Origin of the sequence: Janthinobacterium rivuli (assembly GCF_009208735.1) — a bacterium.
In the GTDB taxonomy this organism is placed as follows: Bacteria; Pseudomonadota; Gammaproteobacteria; order Burkholderiales; family Burkholderiaceae_D; genus Janthinobacterium.
The window spans coordinates 117,106-130,562 of record NZ_WFLJ01000002.1 but is presented as its reverse complement, the minus strand read 5'-3'; the positions used below and the strand labels follow the sequence as shown (position 1 = coordinate 130,562).

Sequence of the window (13,457 nt, the reverse complement as noted above, 5' to 3'; positions counted from 1 at the left end):
TCCCCAAGTTTTTTTTGTAAGCCGCGATGCTAAGGCCTGCCGCGTTTGCTTGCAACAGAAAAAACGGCCTGTCCGCTATTTCGCAGGGATTTGTAAGGTATTGATTTTCATAAAGACATTACTTTCGGCACTTGCACTGGCACTTGCACGAGCCGGGCGGGGCAGCCACAGCTGCATCGGCAGCATGCCGTCCGATGCGGGACAGTCTTCCAGGGTAAAACCGCAAGCGAGGTACAGGGTCAACGCCGCGTGGTTGTCCTGCGCCACGGCCAGGCGCACGCGGCCCAGTTCGGGAATGGCGCAGGCATGGTCGATGGCGGCCTGCACCAGTTGCCGTCCCGCGCCGCGCCCGCGCGCCTGCGGCGCCACGTACACGCCCCACAGGCTGGCCTTGTCATGCACGACGGCAATCGGTTCGCGGCGCAGGCCGGCAATGGCGATCAATTGTTCCTTGTCGAAAACGCCAAATATTATTTGGCGGGAAGTGATGCGCAAGCGCTGGGCTATCTGTGCCAGCGGCAAGCCGCTCTCCGCCGCGTACGTCGTGCAGAAGGTGGCGGGCAGTTCGGCGATGCCGGCCAGGCGCAGCGCGCGGTAGGCGGCAACGTCGTCGGGCGCGAGCGGGCGGACGGTGGTGGCGGGCATGTGGCCGAGTATCGGGCTTCGATGCCAGAAAGTAAACCTTGCGTTGCGGCGGTATCGAACATAAGATATATCTTATTGCGATATATCTTAAGGAATGCCATGTCCCTTTTTCTTTGTGGCACGCCCCCGCTGCGCGCGGCGGCCCACCGCCACGGCGATGCGCCGGGCGCCGCCGCCAGCGTTGCCAAGCCTGTTCCCGCCGCGCGCGGGCCGAAAATGTTTGATGCGGGCACCTTGCGCTACCTGGTGCTGCAATTGATCGCCGACAAGCCGCGCCACGGCTACGACATCATCCAGGCCATCGCGCAGCGCGCCGGCGGTGCGTACGCGCCCAGCCCCGGCGCCATCTATCCGCTGATGCATGGTCTGGTGGGCCACGGTTACGTGGCCGTCAGCCGCGATGGCAACAAGAAACTGCACAGCATTACGCCGGAAGGGCTGGCTTTCCTGGCAGCGAACCGCGCCTATGTCGACGCGATTGCCGCGAGGATCGACGCGCCGGCCGGCGCGGACGACGACCTGCGCCACCTGATGCACGAATTGAAGGCGGCCGTGCTGGCACGCGCACGCGCGGGGGATGCGGACGCTTGCCGTCTTGACGCCATCCGCGCCATCCTGCGCCAGGCCCGTACCGAGATCGAGGCGCTCGCATGATGGCCGCGCCCGTCCCCATGCTGACACCGGCCCGCGAGCGCGCGATGCTGTGGCTGCTGGCCCTCACGCAATTTACCGTCATCATGGATTTCATGGTGATGATGCCGCTGGCGCCCCAGCTGATGCAGGCGTTCTCCATCGGCCCGGCCGCCGTCTCCGGCGCCGTTTCGGCCTACGCCTGGTGCGCGGGCCTGTCCGGCTTGCTGGCGGCCACGTATATCGACCGCTTCGACCGCAAGAAGCTGCTGCTGACCATGTTTTGCCTGTTCACCGTGTCGAATCTGGCTTGCGCGCTGGCGCCGAACTTCCATGTGCTGCTGTGGTCGCGCGCCTTTGCCGGGCTGACGGGCGGCGTGCTGGGCGCCATGGTCATGGCCATCATCGGCGACGTGATTCCTGCCGAGCGGCGCGGCGCGGCCACGGGCATCGTCATGACCTCGTTTGCCATGGCGGCCGTGGGCGGCGTGCCCATCGGCGTGGTGCTGGCCGCGCACTTTGGCTGGGCGTCGCCGTTTTTCCTGCTGGTCGTGCTGTCGCTGCTGGTCTGGCTGGGCGCGGCGCGCGTGCTGCCCTCGCTGACGGCGCACACGGGCGCGGCTGCCACGCCGCTGCGCCAGGTGCTGCCGAAGTTGCTGGCGCTGTTCCGCGAGCGACGCCACCTGCAAGCGTTTGCCTTGTCGATTGTCAACATGACGGCGGGTATGCTGGTGATCCCCTTCATTTCACCCGTACTGGTGGGCAATATGGGGCTGGCGCCGGCCGACGTCACCTGGGTGTACCTGGCGGGCGGCTGCGCCACGATCTTCACGGCGCGCCTGATCGGCCGCTGGGCGGACCGGGCCGGCAAGCAGCAGGTGTACCGCTGGGTCTCGCTGCTGTCGATCGCGCCGCTGCTGTTCATGACGCACTTGCCCCAGTTGCCGCTGCTGGGGCTGATGCTGGCGTTTCCCTTCTTTATGGCACTCGTTTCGGGCCGCACGATACCGCTGCAGGCGCTGCTGACGACCATCCCGGAACCGCACAAGCGCGGCGCCTTTCTCAGCGCCAATTCGGCCCTGCAAAGCCTGGGCAGCGGCCTGGGCGCGTGGCTGGGCGGCCTGAGCCTGCAGACGGACGCGGCCGGCCACATCAGCGGCTATGGCGTCAATGGCTGGCTGGCGGCGGGCTTGTCGCTGTGGACGGTGTGGTGGGTGGCGCGCGTGCGCGGCGCGGCGCCGCAGGGGGCGCCGGCGTAGGGGAGCTTATTGAGGGACGATGCGCTGCATGGGCGCGTTGTCCTTGCGCCATTGTTCCAGGCTGATCAGCTCACCGCTGACGATGTCGTCGACGAGGATGCGCTTGCCGTCAGGCGAAACGATGAAACTCTCCCAGCGGTGCGCGGCATCGGGCGTGTTTTCGACAAAGCTCAGCTGATAACAGGCGACGCCATCGACGAGGCGCGTCTCGGGCGACGTTTCCATCACGGCGCCGTGCGCGCGGCCGCCCGACGCCTTTTCGATATGCGCCGACCAGGCCTTAATCTCCGGCAACGCCATCAGCGCATCGACGGCGCGCGCGTTCTGCTCTTGCGCCGGACTGCTCGCGGCCGGGGGATTGCCTGCGTGCGGCGCGGACTGCTGGTGCAGGTAGAACGCGCCGAGTCCGGCGGCCAGCAAGCCGGCCAGGATGCCGGCGATGATGGTGGTTTTGGAAGAAGAGGCGCGTGGCGGCATGATGGCGATGGGGAGAAAGAAGGACGATGGCGGCCATGCTAAAGCAAAACGCACGCATGGGCAATCGTTGGAGTTGCTAAAAAGAAAGATGAAAAAAAGCCACCTTCCGTAGAAGGTGGCTTTCGGGGCCGCCGGGCAGGCGCTGGCAGGTTTTGGCTTGCCAGCCTTGTCCCGGCGTAAGCGTCCCTGCGCGCCGTCGCCTGCGCGCGGGGACGCCGGACATTACATCATGCCGTCCATGCCGCCCATGCCGCCCATACCACCCATGCCGCCGCCCATGCCGCCGGCTGCCTTGTCGTCAGCGATTTCGCAGACCATGCAGTCGGTCGTCAGCATCAGCGAAGCGATCGAAGCGGCGTTTTGCAGCGCCGAACGGGTCACTTTGGCTGGGTCCAGAACGCCCATTTCCACCATGTCGCCATACGTGCCGTTGGCAGCGTTGTAGCCGTAGTTGCCCGAGCCAGCCAGTACGGCTGCCACGACGACCGAAGCTTCTTCGCCAGCGTTTTGCACGATCATGCGCAGTGGCTCTTCCATTGCGCGCAGGACGATCTTGATACCGGCATCTTGATCAGGGTTGTCGCCCTTGACCGTGATGTTGGCGCGTGCGCGCAGCAGGGCTACGCCGCCGCCTGGCACGATGCCTTCTTCCACGGCAGCGCGGGTCGCGTGCAGTGCATCTTCAACGCGGGCTTTTTTCTCTTTCATTTCGACTTCGGTGGCTGCGCCAACCTTGATCACGGCAACGCCGCCGGCCAGTTTGGCCACGCGCTCTTGCAGTTTTTCACGGTCGTAGTCCGAGGTCGCTTCTTCGATCTGTACACGCACTTGTTTCACGCGTGCTTCGATCGAGGCAGCTTCGCCGGCGCCATCGATGACGATGGTGTTTTCCTTGCCCACTTCGATGCGTTTCGCTTGGCCCAGTTCGGCCAGGGTCACTTTTTCCAGGGTCAGGCCGACTTCTTCAGCGATCACTTGGCCGCCGGTCAGGACAGCGATGTCTTCCAGCATGGCCTTGCGGCGGTCGCCGAAGCCAGGGGCTTTCACTGCGCAGGTTTTCAGGATGCCGCGGATGTTGTTCACCACCAGGGTCGCCAGCGCTTCGCCTTCGATGTCTTCGGCGATGATCAGCAGTGGGCGGCCAGCTTTGGCGACTTGTTCCAGTACCGGCAGCAGGTCACGGATGTTCGAGATTTTCTTGTCGCACAGCAGGACGAATGGGCTGTCCAGTACGGCAACTTGTTTCTCTGGGTTGTTGATGAAGTATGGCGACAGGTAGCCGCGGTCGAACTGCATGCCTTCAACGATGTCCAGCTCGTCGTTCAGCGACTTGCCGTCTTCCACGGTGATCACGCCTTCTTTGCCGACTTTTTCCATCGCTTCAGCGATACGCTCGCCGATCGAGTAGTCCGAGTTCGCCGAGATCGCGCCAACTTGGGCGATTTCCTTGGTCGTGGTGCAAGGACGGGCGATTTTCGCCAGTTCTTCGACGGTCGCCGCAACGGCTTTGTCGATACCGCGCTTCAGGTCCATCGGGTTCATGCCGGCGGCAACGAACTTCATGCCTTCGCGCACGATGGCTTGTGCCAGCACGGTCGCGGTGGTGGTGCCGTCGCCGGCGTTGTCGCTGGTGCGGGAAGCAACTTCCTTGACCATTTGCGCGCCCATGTTCATGAGCTTGTCTTTGAGTTCAACTTCTTTCGCTACCGACACACCATCCTTGGTGACGGTAGGGGCGCCGAACGAGCGCTCCAGGACGACGTTGCGGCCTTTCGGGCCCAGCGTTACTTTGACTGCGTTGGCGAGGATGTTGACGCCTTCGACCATCTTGGCGCGCGCTGCGTCGCCGAATACTACTTCTTTAGCTGCCATGTTCAATTCTCCTGAGTTTCGGGATGTATCTGTCTACAACGTGGAAACAATTACTTGACGACGATCGCCATGATGTCTTCTTCGCGCATGACCAGCAGCTCATCGCCGTCAACTTTGACGGTTTGGCCGGCGTACTTGCCGAACAGGACGCGGTCGCCCACTTTGACATCCAGAGGACGGACTTTGCCGTCGTCGAGAATCTTGCCATTGCCTACGGCAAGGACTTCGCCTTGATCCGGTTTTTCAGCAGCTGCATCAGGAATGATGAGGCCGGACGCAGTCTTGGTTTCCTGGTCGAGGCGTTTGACGATGACGCGATCGTTCAATGGGCGCAGATTCATACAAAACTCCTTAAAGTTCAATGGATAGGTGTTGCTAAGTGAATACATGCCTGGCACAGCGCCAGACGTGCTTTCAGTGACCGCCGTTGAAAGCAGCCCGCAACGGTCAAGCAAACCCCATGTCATCCTGTCCTTGCCTGTTTCCGGCAGTGGTGCATCGCGGCGTCGCCCGCCGCGTAGCGTTCCCTGCAGTGGCCTGGCAAGCACCATCAGTCCTGAGGATTACTACGAAAGAGTTTGTTAGCACTCTCTACTAACGAGTGCTAATTATAGGGACGCTAAGGGTCAACTTCAAGGGCTTATTCAAAGGGAACATATAGATAGATGCTGAGCAGAGCCTGCATCTACACAGGGTTTGCGCCAGCGCAAGCCTCGTTCCCGGGCGTCAGCAACAGGCGCGACTCTAGCATGCCGTCCGGAGAGGCGGCGTTCCTGTACGCACAGGAAACAGAGTTTGACTATGAAATTTGATAAGATGATTGCAATTGCATATCAATATCACCACTTGCACCAGAAAGCACGCCATGCCATTCCCGATTTCCCGTCCCGCCCTGCGCCTGCTGGGCGCCACCCTCATCGGTCTCGCCTGCCTGGGTAATGCCGGCGCGCAAACGCCCACCATCGTCGACGAGATCACCGTGGCCACCCTGACGCCGCTGGAAAAGGAAATGTTGCTCAATGACTTGTTCAACGACTTGAACAAGGATGACGACGACCAGGAAGCCCATGTATGGAACAACGGCGCCGACAATGGCGTGCTGGTGAAAGTCACATACAACTTCAGCAACTCCGGCATGACGGAGCACAGCCTGAAGGCGCACGTCTGCCGCGACATGAAATTCGTCGTCACGGCGGCAGGCAAGTCGCAGGACCTGAGCCGCCGCACCTGTTCGCAGAACAGCGGCCGCTGGGATGTGCAGGGCAAGGACCCGGCCGTCGTCGTGTCACCGCCTTTCCTGTCCGACGTCACCATCGCCAAGCTCAATGCGCAGGAACAAAAATCCTTGCTGACGGCCGCCGTGCGCACCCTGAAAGATGAAGAGGATGGCAAGACCCGTGAATGGAGCAACAAGGGGCTGGGCAATGCCGTGCCCTTGCGCGTCACTTTGACGCCCTCGCGGACGGACGCCAAACCTGGCAGCTACCGCCGCACTTGCCGCGATTTGACGATGGTGCTTGATGGCAAGGGTGGACAACAGACGCTGACGCGCCGCTCTTGCGAAAACAGCTATGGCGGACTCGATATCGAACCTGATTACGTCGACGAGTAAATCGCTGCCGTCGCGGCGCTGGCGGATGCGTGCAGATGGCGAAAAGCGCCAGAAAAAGCGTGTATTGTCCGCCAACTGCCCTGCATTGATGTAAATATGTGTGACAGCGGCGTGATTCGATTGACGCCCATGGAGCGTCCGCCCTATAGTGGCGGGATGATTTCCGAATTCAATGAATTATCCGACAAAATAGGCCTGCTGGCCGAAATGACCCATGCGCTGCGCCGTGAAAACGCGCAACTGCGCAAGGACAATGCCGCGCTGGCCGCCGAGAACGCCCTGTATGTGCAACGCATGCGCGAGGCGCAGGAGCGGGTGGAAGCGTTGCTGGAAAAAATTCCCGAACTGGTGCAAGCTGGCCTGGAGCAAGCCGCTTCGGAAGCGGGCGCCTATATTGCCGAGAACGAGAAGGAAGCGTAATGTCGCGTGTCGATGTCAATATCATGGGCCAGTCCTACAGCATGGTGTGTCGCGACGGCGAAGAGCGCGCGCTGCGCGAAGCGGCGATCTATCTTGACAGTAAAATGAAAGCCATCCGCGACGCGGGCAAGGTCAAGGGCAACGACCGCATCGCCGTGCTGGCCGCCCTGGGCGTGGCCGCGGAATTCCTCTCCGTGAAGTCGCCGCAAGGTCCGCTGTCGGAATTGACGATACTGGAAGTGAAGCAGAAAATCTCGGCCATGCATACCGTCCTGGATAGCGCATTGACGCCCCAGGAAAACCTTTTTTAAGCGGACACGGTACGATTTGTCTTTGCGATGCGCGATCAAAGGAGTAAACTTGGGTCTACCCTGCGGTGTTCGCGATTGCCATATATTCCTTGAACCATTTATGCGCATCGGTTGCGAATTTTGTTTGATGGGAGTGAGCGTCGCTCGTTCGACGAACCCGAAATTGAACTAACGTGACCACCTTGAACCGTTTGGTTCGGGATGCCGGCATAGCGGCACAGGCGGGGCCCAATTTGCAGTACAAAGAAAACGGTTGCAGCATCATGCGCAACCGTTTTTTTACGCCTGGTGCTTTTGAGAGGGAGTGAGCATGAAACAATACTGGCTGATGAAATCCGAACCCGATGAAGTGAGCATCGACGACCTGATGGCCGCGCCCCAGCACACCATGCCGTGGTTTGGCGTGCGCAACTACCAGGCGCGCAACTTCATGCGCGATGGCATGCGGCCCGGCGATGGCGTGCTGTTCTACCATTCGAGCTGCCCGCAGCCGGGCGTGGCGGGCGTGGCCGAAGTGGCCAGCGGCGCGTATCCCGATCACAGCCAGTTTGAAGAGGGCGGCAAATATTTCGATGCCAAGGCCACGCCTGAACAGCCGCGCTGGATCAGCGTCGACGTGCGCGGCGTGAAGAAGACGGCGCTGCTGCCCCTGTCCGAGATGCGCCAGATGCCCGAACTGGAAGACATGCTGCTGCTCAAGAAGGGCAGCCGCTTGTCCATCACGCCCGTGACGCCGGCGCAATGGAGAGCGATTACAAGCAAGTTACAAGGCTGATCGCCGTTCAGGCCGGGCGGGCCTTGGTGGGCGGCGTGCCCATGACCTGGCTTTTATACGCCCACACGAGCAGGGCGATGGCGCCGACGATCATCGGCAGGGACAGCATCTGGCCCGACGTGATCGGCACGCCCAGCCACACGACTTCCCAGTCCGGCGTGCGGAAGTATTCCGTGAAGAAGCGCGCGCAGCCGTACAGCAGGGTGAACATGGCGCCGACGGCCATGCGCGGGCGCTGCTTGCGCGCATACAGCCACAGGATGATGAAGACGAGGATGCCGTCGATCAGCATCTGGTACAGGGGCGACGGGTGCACGGGATACGGAATGCCCGGCCACTGCATGGCCCATGGCAGGGTGTCCGGCGCGATGCGGCCCGGCAGTTCGGCATTGATGAAGTTGCCCAGGCGGCCGGCCGCGTAGCCGAGCGGCACCAGCGGGGCGATGAAGTCGAGCACGTCGAACAGGTTGCGGCCCGCTTTGCGGCTCCACAGATACATGGCCAGGATGACGCCGAGGAAGCCGCCATGGAAGGACATGCCGCCATGCCAGACCATGAAGATCTCGAGCGGATTGTGCAGGAAGTATTCGGGGCGGTAGAACAGCACTTCGCCCAGGCGCCCGCCGATCACCACGCCCAGCATGCCGTAGAACAGCATGTCGTCGAGGTCTTCCTTCTGCCAGCCCAGCACGGCGATATGCGGCTGCTTGATGCGCACGCGGCCCAGGAGAATGAACAGGGCGAAGGCCAGCACATACATCAGGCCGTACCAGTGCACGGCGAGCGGGCCGATTTGTATGGCGATCGGGTCGGGCATCGGGTGTATCAGCATGGGGTTTCTTTCTTTGTTTAAAGCCAAGGTTGCGTAGTATGGGGGCGCTGGCGGTTTTTTGCCTTAGCGGCCACTTAATTTATTGGGCGGTCGCGCCGATCTGCTTGCGCAGCAGCGCCAGGAATCCTTGCAGCACGGCGGACGGATTGTCGCGGCGCCAGGCCAGGCCCGTTTCCACCAGCGGCGTGGCGTCCTGCAACGGCCTGTATTCTACGCCGGGGCGCATCAGGTTCGATACCGATTGTGGCACAAGCGCGATGCCCATGCCAGCCGAGACGAGGCTGACGATGGTTTGCATCTGGATCGCTTCCTGGCCGATCTGCGGCGTGATGCCGGCCGAGCGGAATACGCCGAGGATGGCGTCGTGCAGGGCGGGCGAGATCGCGCGCGGGAAGATGATCAGGGGCAGGGGCGGCACGTCGCGCAGGCGCACGGGTCCCGGTGCCGTCAGGATGGCGAGGCCGGACGGCGCGGCCAGCACCAGCGGTTCGGCCAGCACGGGCAGGTAATCGAGCTCTCCTTTCGCCTTCTCGGGCAGCGGTGGGATCAACAGGCCAGCATCCGTGCGCCCGGCCAGCAATTCCTCGAGCTGGAGGTCGGAGGTGGCTTCCTGCAGCGCGATCCGCACTTGCGGGTAGGCCGTCCGGTAAGCGCGCAGCAAGGGCGGCAGCACGCTGTAGTCGGCCGACGAAACAAACGCCAGGCTCAGGCGCCCCGCTTCGCCCTGCGCGGCCCGCCGCACCAGCGCGGGCAAATCGAGCGCCTGCGCCAACAGCCGGCGCGCCTCGGGCAGCAGGGCCGTGCCGGCCGGCGTCAGCTGCACCTCCCGGCGCGTGCGCACGAACAGGGGCGCGCCCAGCAATTCTTCCAGGGCCATGATCGTCTGCGACAGGGGCGGCTGCGTCATGTGCAGGCGCGCGGCGGCGCGGCCGAAGTGCAATTCCTCGGCGACGGTGACAAAGTAGCGCAGCTGGCGCAGCTCGAGATTCATATGCGTTTCCATGTGGAATAAGTGCTGTGATATATAAAACGACTCACAGACACGTGCATCATATATTTGACAGTGGGGCGCGCGCAAGGCAATCTGGCGTACCCCCACTGCATGCAGGGTTTTGTTGCAAGCCCGCGCAGTCCAGCACCCATTACTCTTGGAAGGTCCCCATCATGCCGCAATACCGCTCCCGCACCACCACCCACGGCCGCAACATGGCTGGCGCCCGCGCCCTGTGGCGCGCCACCGGCATGAAGGACGGCGACTTCGACAAGCCGATCATCGCCGTCGTCAACTCGTTCACCCAGTTCGTGCCCGGTCACGTGCATCTGAAGGACCTGGGCCAGATGGTGGCGCGCGAAATCGAGGCGGCCGGCGGCGTGGCCAAGGAATTCAACACCATCGCCGTCGATGACGGCATCGCCATGGGCCACGGCGGCATGCTGTATTCGCTGCCCTCGCGCGACCTGATCGCCGACTCCGTCGAATACATGGTCAACGCCCACTGCGCCGACGCCATGGTCTGCATCTCGAACTGCGACAAGATCACGCCGGGCATGCTGATGGCCGCCATGCGCATCAACATCCCCGTCGTGTTTATTTCCGGCGGGCCGATGGAAGCGGGCAAGGTCGTCAAGGTCGTCAACGGCAGCCAGAAGATCATCAAGCTGGACCTGGTCGACGCCATGATCAAGGCCGGCGACAGCACCGTCTCCGACGCCGACGTGGCCGAGATCGAACGCTCGGCCTGTCCGACCTGCGGTTCCTGCTCCGGCATGTTTACGGCCAACTCGATGAATTGCCTGACCGAGGCGCTGGGCCTGGCCCTGCCCGGCAACGGCACGATTTTGGCCACGCACTCGGACCGCCAGCAGCTGTTCCTGCGCGCGGGCCGTTTGATCGTCGAACTGGCCAAGCGCCATTACGAGCAGGATGATTACACCGTGCTGCCCCGTTCCATCGCCACCAAGGCGGCGTTCGAGAACGCCATGGCGCTCGACGTCTCCATGGGCGGCTCGACCAACACCGTGCTGCACTTGCTGGCCGCCGCGCACGAGGCGGAAGTGGCATTCACGATGGCCGACATCGACCGCATCTCGCGCAAGGTGCCGTGCCTGTGCAAGGTGGCGCCGATGACGGACAAATACCATATCGAAGACGTGCACCGCGCGGGCGGCATCGTGGGCATCCTGGGCGAACTGGCGCGCGCCGGCCTGCTCAACACCACTTTGCCGACCATCCACGCGCCCACCCTGGCCGACGCCATCGCGCAAAACGACATCATGTGCACGGACGATCCGGCCGTGCATGAACTGTTCCGCGCCGCGCCGGGCGGCGTGCCGACGCAGACGGCGTTTTCGCAGTCGGAGCGCTTCGCCGCCGTCGACACGGACCGCGCCACCGGCTGCATCCGCGACAAGGCCCACGCCTACTCGCAGGATGGCGGCCTGGCCGTCTTGTACGGCAACCTGGCTGAAAAGGGCTGCATCGTCAAGACGGCGGGCGTCGATGAAAGCATCCTGAAATTCTCGGGCAAGGCGCGCGTGTTCGAAAGCCAGGATTCCGCTGTTGAAGCGATTTTGGCCGATACTGTGCATGAGGGCGACGTCGTCATCATCCGCTACGAAGGTCCGAAAGGCGGCCCCGGCATGCAGGAAATGCTGTATCCGACTTCGTACATCAAGTCGAAGGGCCTGGGCAAGGCGTGCGCGCTGTTCACGGACGGACGCTTCTCGGGCGGCTCCTCGGGCCTGGTGATCGGCCACGCCTCGCCGGAAGCGGCCGAAGGCGGCGCCATCGGCCTGGTGGAAGAGGGCGATTTCATCGACATCGACATCCCCGAGCGCACCATCAACCTGCGCGTCACGGATGCCGAACTGGCCGCGCGCCGCGCCGCCATGGAAGCGAAGGGCGATGATGCCTGGCTGCCCGTCAACCGCGAGCGCTATGTGTCGCAGGCGCTGCAGGCGTATGCGGCCCTGACGACGTCGGCCGACCGCGGCGCCGTGCGCGATCTCTCCCAGCTGAAGAAGCAGAAACGCTGATTTGTTGCATAAGTGCGACGGCCGGCCCCGTTTGACTGGACGGGGCCGGCCGTCGTTACATCGCCTTACAAACAACATGGCCATGGGCGCGCAGATGGGGCAGAATAGGACTGCCTTCTGACGACATTGCGTTACTACATTGAAACGCTTGATCTGGGCTCGTGGTGCATCTGCGGAAACACAGTAAAATGCCGCAGGAAGTAACTTTGGAGAAAAGACAATGAAACGTTTTATGTTGGTGAGTGTATTGACCGTATCGGCTCTGGCATCGCAAGCAGCGTTGGCCAATCCGGATCTGGCGAAAGCAAAGAACTGCATGGCTTGCCACGCGGTGAGCACGAAACTGGTGGGCCCTGCGTTCAAGGACGTGGCTGCCAAGTACGCCGGTCAGAAAGACGCGGAAGCCAAGCTCGCGGCGAAAGTCATGAAGGGCGGTTCCGGCACCTGGGGCGCGATCCCGATGCCAGCGAACCCGCAAGTGAGCGATGCTGAAGCTCACACCCTGGTCAAATGGGTACTGGCACAGAAATAATCTGTGCCGCGGTACCTGCAATCAGCGCGCCGGCAATCCCGGCGCATTTTTTTTGCCTGCCGCGTTCAGATTGCCCATGCCCTCCAATGTCGCCCGCACCGCCTCGTCGAGCGGCGTATGCGGCTCCTGGCCCAGCACGGCCAGCAGCCGCGCATTCTCCATGGACAAGGGCGTTTGCCACAGATAGCGCATCTCGCGCATTTCGCGCAGGGTCGCCACGAACGGCGACGCCAGCGTCACCAGCCACCACGGAAAACGCCGGATGGCGGGCGCAGCGCCCGTCGCCCGTGCCACCACGCGGGCAATCGCGCCCGTCATTTGCCGGCCGTCGTGGTCCCAGTGGCCGGCCATGTGAAAGCGCGCAAATGGCGGCAAGGTGGCGCGCACGGCCAGCAGTTGCAGCATCGTGCGCGCCACGTCGGGCAGGTAGGACCACTGGTGGCCCACGCCGGGCGCGCCCGGATACAGGATGCTGCGCACGCTTTGGCCCGGCTTTACCAGGCCCTGCGAAAACCAGTTGTTGCCGGCGCGGGGGCCGAAGAAGTCGCCCGCGCGCACGATCAGCACCCTGGCGCCCTGCGTGCTGGCCCGTTCCAGCCGCGCTTCCAGTTCCACGCGGATGGCGCCCTTGCGCGTCAGCGGGTGCTGCGGCGCGTCTTCCGCCAGCAGCGGGAAAGCGTCGGGACCGAAGTTGTACACGGTGCCGGGCAGCACGATGGTGGCGCCTTCGGCGATCGCCGCCGCGATGGTGTTGTCGAGCATGGGCAGCACCAGCCGGCCCCAGTGGCGGTAGCCGGGCGGGTTGACGGCGTGCACGATGACGGCGCAGCCCTTGGCGGCCGCCAGCACGTCCGCGCGCGCCAGCGCATCGCCGCGCAGCCACTCGATGCGGTCGCTCCGTGGCGATGGCGTCTCGCCCCGCGTGAGGGCGCGTACCCGCCAGCCCGCCGCCAATAGCTGGCGCACCATCTCGCCGCCGATGCCGCCCGTGGCGCCCAGTACCAATGCCGTTTTCGTGTCTTCCATGCTGACCTCCGTGTGGTTGATGGCGCCAGT

General features: G+C 63.2%; 15 protein-coding genes and 1 other RNA gene. 9 read left to right on the top strand and 7 right to left on the bottom strand.

Features of this window, described 5'->3' with window-relative positions; genetic code table 11:
• Positions 1-75: 75 nt before the first annotated feature.
• Entirely contained in the window at positions 76-645 is a 570-nt protein-coding gene (locus GCN78_RS03165) for a GNAT family N-acetyltransferase (RefSeq protein WP_152250383.1), read from the bottom strand.
• Positions 646-744: 99 nt separating this feature from the next.
• Between GCN78_RS03165 and GCN78_RS03160 the strand changes: the two genes are divergently transcribed.
• Entirely contained in the window at positions 745-1,299 is a 555-nt protein-coding gene (locus GCN78_RS03160; RefSeq protein WP_226939434.1) for a PadR family transcriptional regulator, read from the top strand.
• Positions 1,296-2,534: an MFS transporter gene (locus tag GCN78_RS03155; RefSeq protein ID WP_152250382.1), complete on the top strand. Its 1,239-nt coding sequence runs from the start codon at positions 1,296-1,298 to the stop codon at positions 2,532-2,534. Before GCN78_RS03160 ends, GCN78_RS03155 begins: the two co-directional genes overlap by 4 nt.
• Positions 2,535-2,540: 6 nt before the next feature.
• On the opposite strand, the gene GCN78_RS03150 is transcribed toward GCN78_RS03155, so the two are convergent.
• From GCN78_RS03150 to groES, 3 genes are all read right to left on the bottom strand, one after another.
• Complete coding sequence (locus GCN78_RS03150) at positions 2,541-3,065, bottom strand: hypothetical protein (RefSeq protein ID WP_226939433.1); 525 nt, start codon at positions 3,063-3,065, stop codon at positions 2,541-2,543.
• Positions 3,066-3,233: 168 nt separating this feature from the next.
• Positions 3,234-4,883 carry a chaperonin GroEL gene (gene groL / locus GCN78_RS03145; protein ID WP_070281377.1) on the bottom strand — a complete coding sequence of 550 codons (1,650 nt, stop codon included), beginning with the start codon at positions 4,881-4,883 and terminating at the stop codon, positions 3,234-3,236.
• A gap of 50 nt (positions 4,884-4,933) precedes the next feature.
• On the bottom strand, positions 4,934-5,224 hold the full coding sequence (gene groES, locus GCN78_RS03140) for a co-chaperone GroES (RefSeq protein WP_010400979.1): 291 nt from the start codon (positions 5,222-5,224) through the stop codon (positions 4,934-4,936).
• Between the two features lie 524 nt (positions 5,225-5,748).
• Here groES and GCN78_RS03135 point away from each other — a divergent pair.
• The 5 genes from GCN78_RS03135 to GCN78_RS03115 all read left to right on the top strand — a co-directional run bounded on the left by GCN78_RS03135 (position 5,749) and on the right by GCN78_RS03115 (position 8,001).
• Positions 5,749-6,495 (top strand): hypothetical protein, encoded by a 747-nt coding sequence (locus GCN78_RS03135; protein WP_152250381.1) that lies wholly within the window; start codon positions 5,749-5,751, stop codon positions 6,493-6,495.
• 156 nt (positions 6,496-6,651) lie between these two features.
• Entirely contained in the window at positions 6,652-6,915 is a 264-nt protein-coding gene (locus tag GCN78_RS03130; protein WP_034747342.1) for a hypothetical protein, read from the top strand.
• On the top strand, positions 6,915-7,226 hold the full coding sequence (locus GCN78_RS03125) for a cell division protein ZapA (RefSeq protein ID WP_152250380.1): 312 nt from the start codon (positions 6,915-6,917) through the stop codon (positions 7,224-7,226). The genes GCN78_RS03130 and GCN78_RS03125 overlap by 1 nt, the downstream gene beginning before the upstream one ends.
• A 54-nt stretch (positions 7,227-7,280) precedes the next feature.
• Positions 7,281-7,458: non-coding RNA, 6S RNA (gene ssrS, locus GCN78_RS03120), on the top strand.
• Positions 7,459-7,536: 78 nt separating this feature from the next.
• Complete coding sequence (locus tag GCN78_RS03115; RefSeq protein ID WP_152250379.1) at positions 7,537-8,001, top strand: EVE domain-containing protein; 465 nt, start codon at positions 7,537-7,539, stop codon at positions 7,999-8,001.
• Between the two features lie 7 nt (positions 8,002-8,008).
• Here GCN78_RS03115 and lgt read toward each other — a convergent pair whose 3' ends face one another.
• Positions 8,009-8,833: a prolipoprotein diacylglyceryl transferase gene (lgt, locus tag GCN78_RS03110; RefSeq protein WP_152250378.1), complete on the bottom strand. Its 825-nt coding sequence runs from the start codon at positions 8,831-8,833 to the stop codon at positions 8,009-8,011.
• 79 nt (positions 8,834-8,912) lie between these two features.
• Positions 8,913-9,824 (bottom strand): LysR family transcriptional regulator, encoded by a 912-nt coding sequence (locus GCN78_RS03105; RefSeq protein ID WP_152250377.1) that lies wholly within the window; start codon positions 9,822-9,824, stop codon positions 8,913-8,915.
• Positions 9,825-9,997: 173 nt separating this feature from the next.
• On the opposite strand from GCN78_RS03105, the gene ilvD reads away from it, so the two are divergent.
• Positions 9,998-11,869: a dihydroxy-acid dehydratase gene (gene ilvD, locus GCN78_RS03100; RefSeq protein ID WP_152250376.1), complete on the top strand. Its 1,872-nt coding sequence runs from the start codon at positions 9,998-10,000 to the stop codon at positions 11,867-11,869.
• 220 nt (positions 11,870-12,089) lie between these two features.
• Complete coding sequence (locus GCN78_RS03095) at positions 12,090-12,401, top strand: c-type cytochrome (protein ID WP_070221905.1); 312 nt, start codon at positions 12,090-12,092, stop codon at positions 12,399-12,401.
• A 21-nt stretch (positions 12,402-12,422) separates the two neighbouring features.
• Here the strand turns inward: GCN78_RS03095 and GCN78_RS03090 are convergent, their stop codons facing one another.
• Positions 12,423-13,427, bottom strand: coding sequence for an NAD-dependent epimerase/dehydratase family protein (locus GCN78_RS03090; protein ID WP_152250375.1), 1,005 nt, complete (start codon positions 13,425-13,427; stop codon positions 12,423-12,425).
• Positions 13,428-13,457: the final 30 nt, after the last annotated feature.

What these genes read in the sequence shown, in the direction of transcription:
- GCN78_RS03165 (WP_152250383.1), bottom strand. Translation starts at nt 645, where the DNA reads ATGCCCGCCACCACCGTCCGCCCGCTCGCGCCCGACGACGTTGCCGCC.
- GCN78_RS03160 (WP_226939434.1), top strand. Translation starts at nt 745, where the DNA reads ATGTCCCTTTTTCTTTGTGGCACGCCCCCGCTGCGCGCGGCGGCCCAC.
- GCN78_RS03155 (WP_152250382.1), top strand. Translation starts at nt 1,296, where the DNA reads ATGATGGCCGCGCCCGTCCCCATGCTGACACCGGCCCGCGAGCGCGCG.
- groL (WP_070281377.1), bottom strand. Translation starts at nt 4,883, where the DNA reads ATGGCAGCTAAAGAAGTAGTATTCGGCGACGCAGCGCGCGCCAAGATG.
- groES (WP_010400979.1), bottom strand. Translation starts at nt 5,224, where the DNA reads ATGAATCTGCGCCCATTGAACGATCGCGTCATCGTCAAACGCCTCGAC.
- GCN78_RS03135 (WP_152250381.1), top strand. Translation starts at nt 5,749, where the DNA reads ATGCCATTCCCGATTTCCCGTCCCGCCCTGCGCCTGCTGGGCGCCACC.
- GCN78_RS03130 (WP_034747342.1), top strand. Translation starts at nt 6,652, where the DNA reads ATGATTTCCGAATTCAATGAATTATCCGACAAAATAGGCCTGCTGGCC.
- GCN78_RS03125 (WP_152250380.1), top strand. Translation starts at nt 6,915, where the DNA reads ATGTCGCGTGTCGATGTCAATATCATGGGCCAGTCCTACAGCATGGTG.
- GCN78_RS03115 (WP_152250379.1), top strand. Translation starts at nt 7,537, where the DNA reads ATGAAACAATACTGGCTGATGAAATCCGAACCCGATGAAGTGAGCATC.
- lgt (WP_152250378.1), bottom strand. Translation starts at nt 8,833, where the DNA reads ATGCTGATACACCCGATGCCCGACCCGATCGCCATACAAATCGGCCCG.
- GCN78_RS03105 (WP_152250377.1), bottom strand. Translation starts at nt 9,824, where the DNA reads ATGAATCTCGAGCTGCGCCAGCTGCGCTACTTTGTCACCGTCGCCGAG.
- ilvD (WP_152250376.1), top strand. Translation starts at nt 9,998, where the DNA reads ATGCCGCAATACCGCTCCCGCACCACCACCCACGGCCGCAACATGGCT.
- GCN78_RS03095 (WP_070221905.1), top strand. Translation starts at nt 12,090, where the DNA reads ATGAAACGTTTTATGTTGGTGAGTGTATTGACCGTATCGGCTCTGGCA.
- GCN78_RS03090 (WP_152250375.1), bottom strand. Translation starts at nt 13,427, where the DNA reads ATGGAAGACACGAAAACGGCATTGGTACTGGGCGCCACGGGCGGCATC.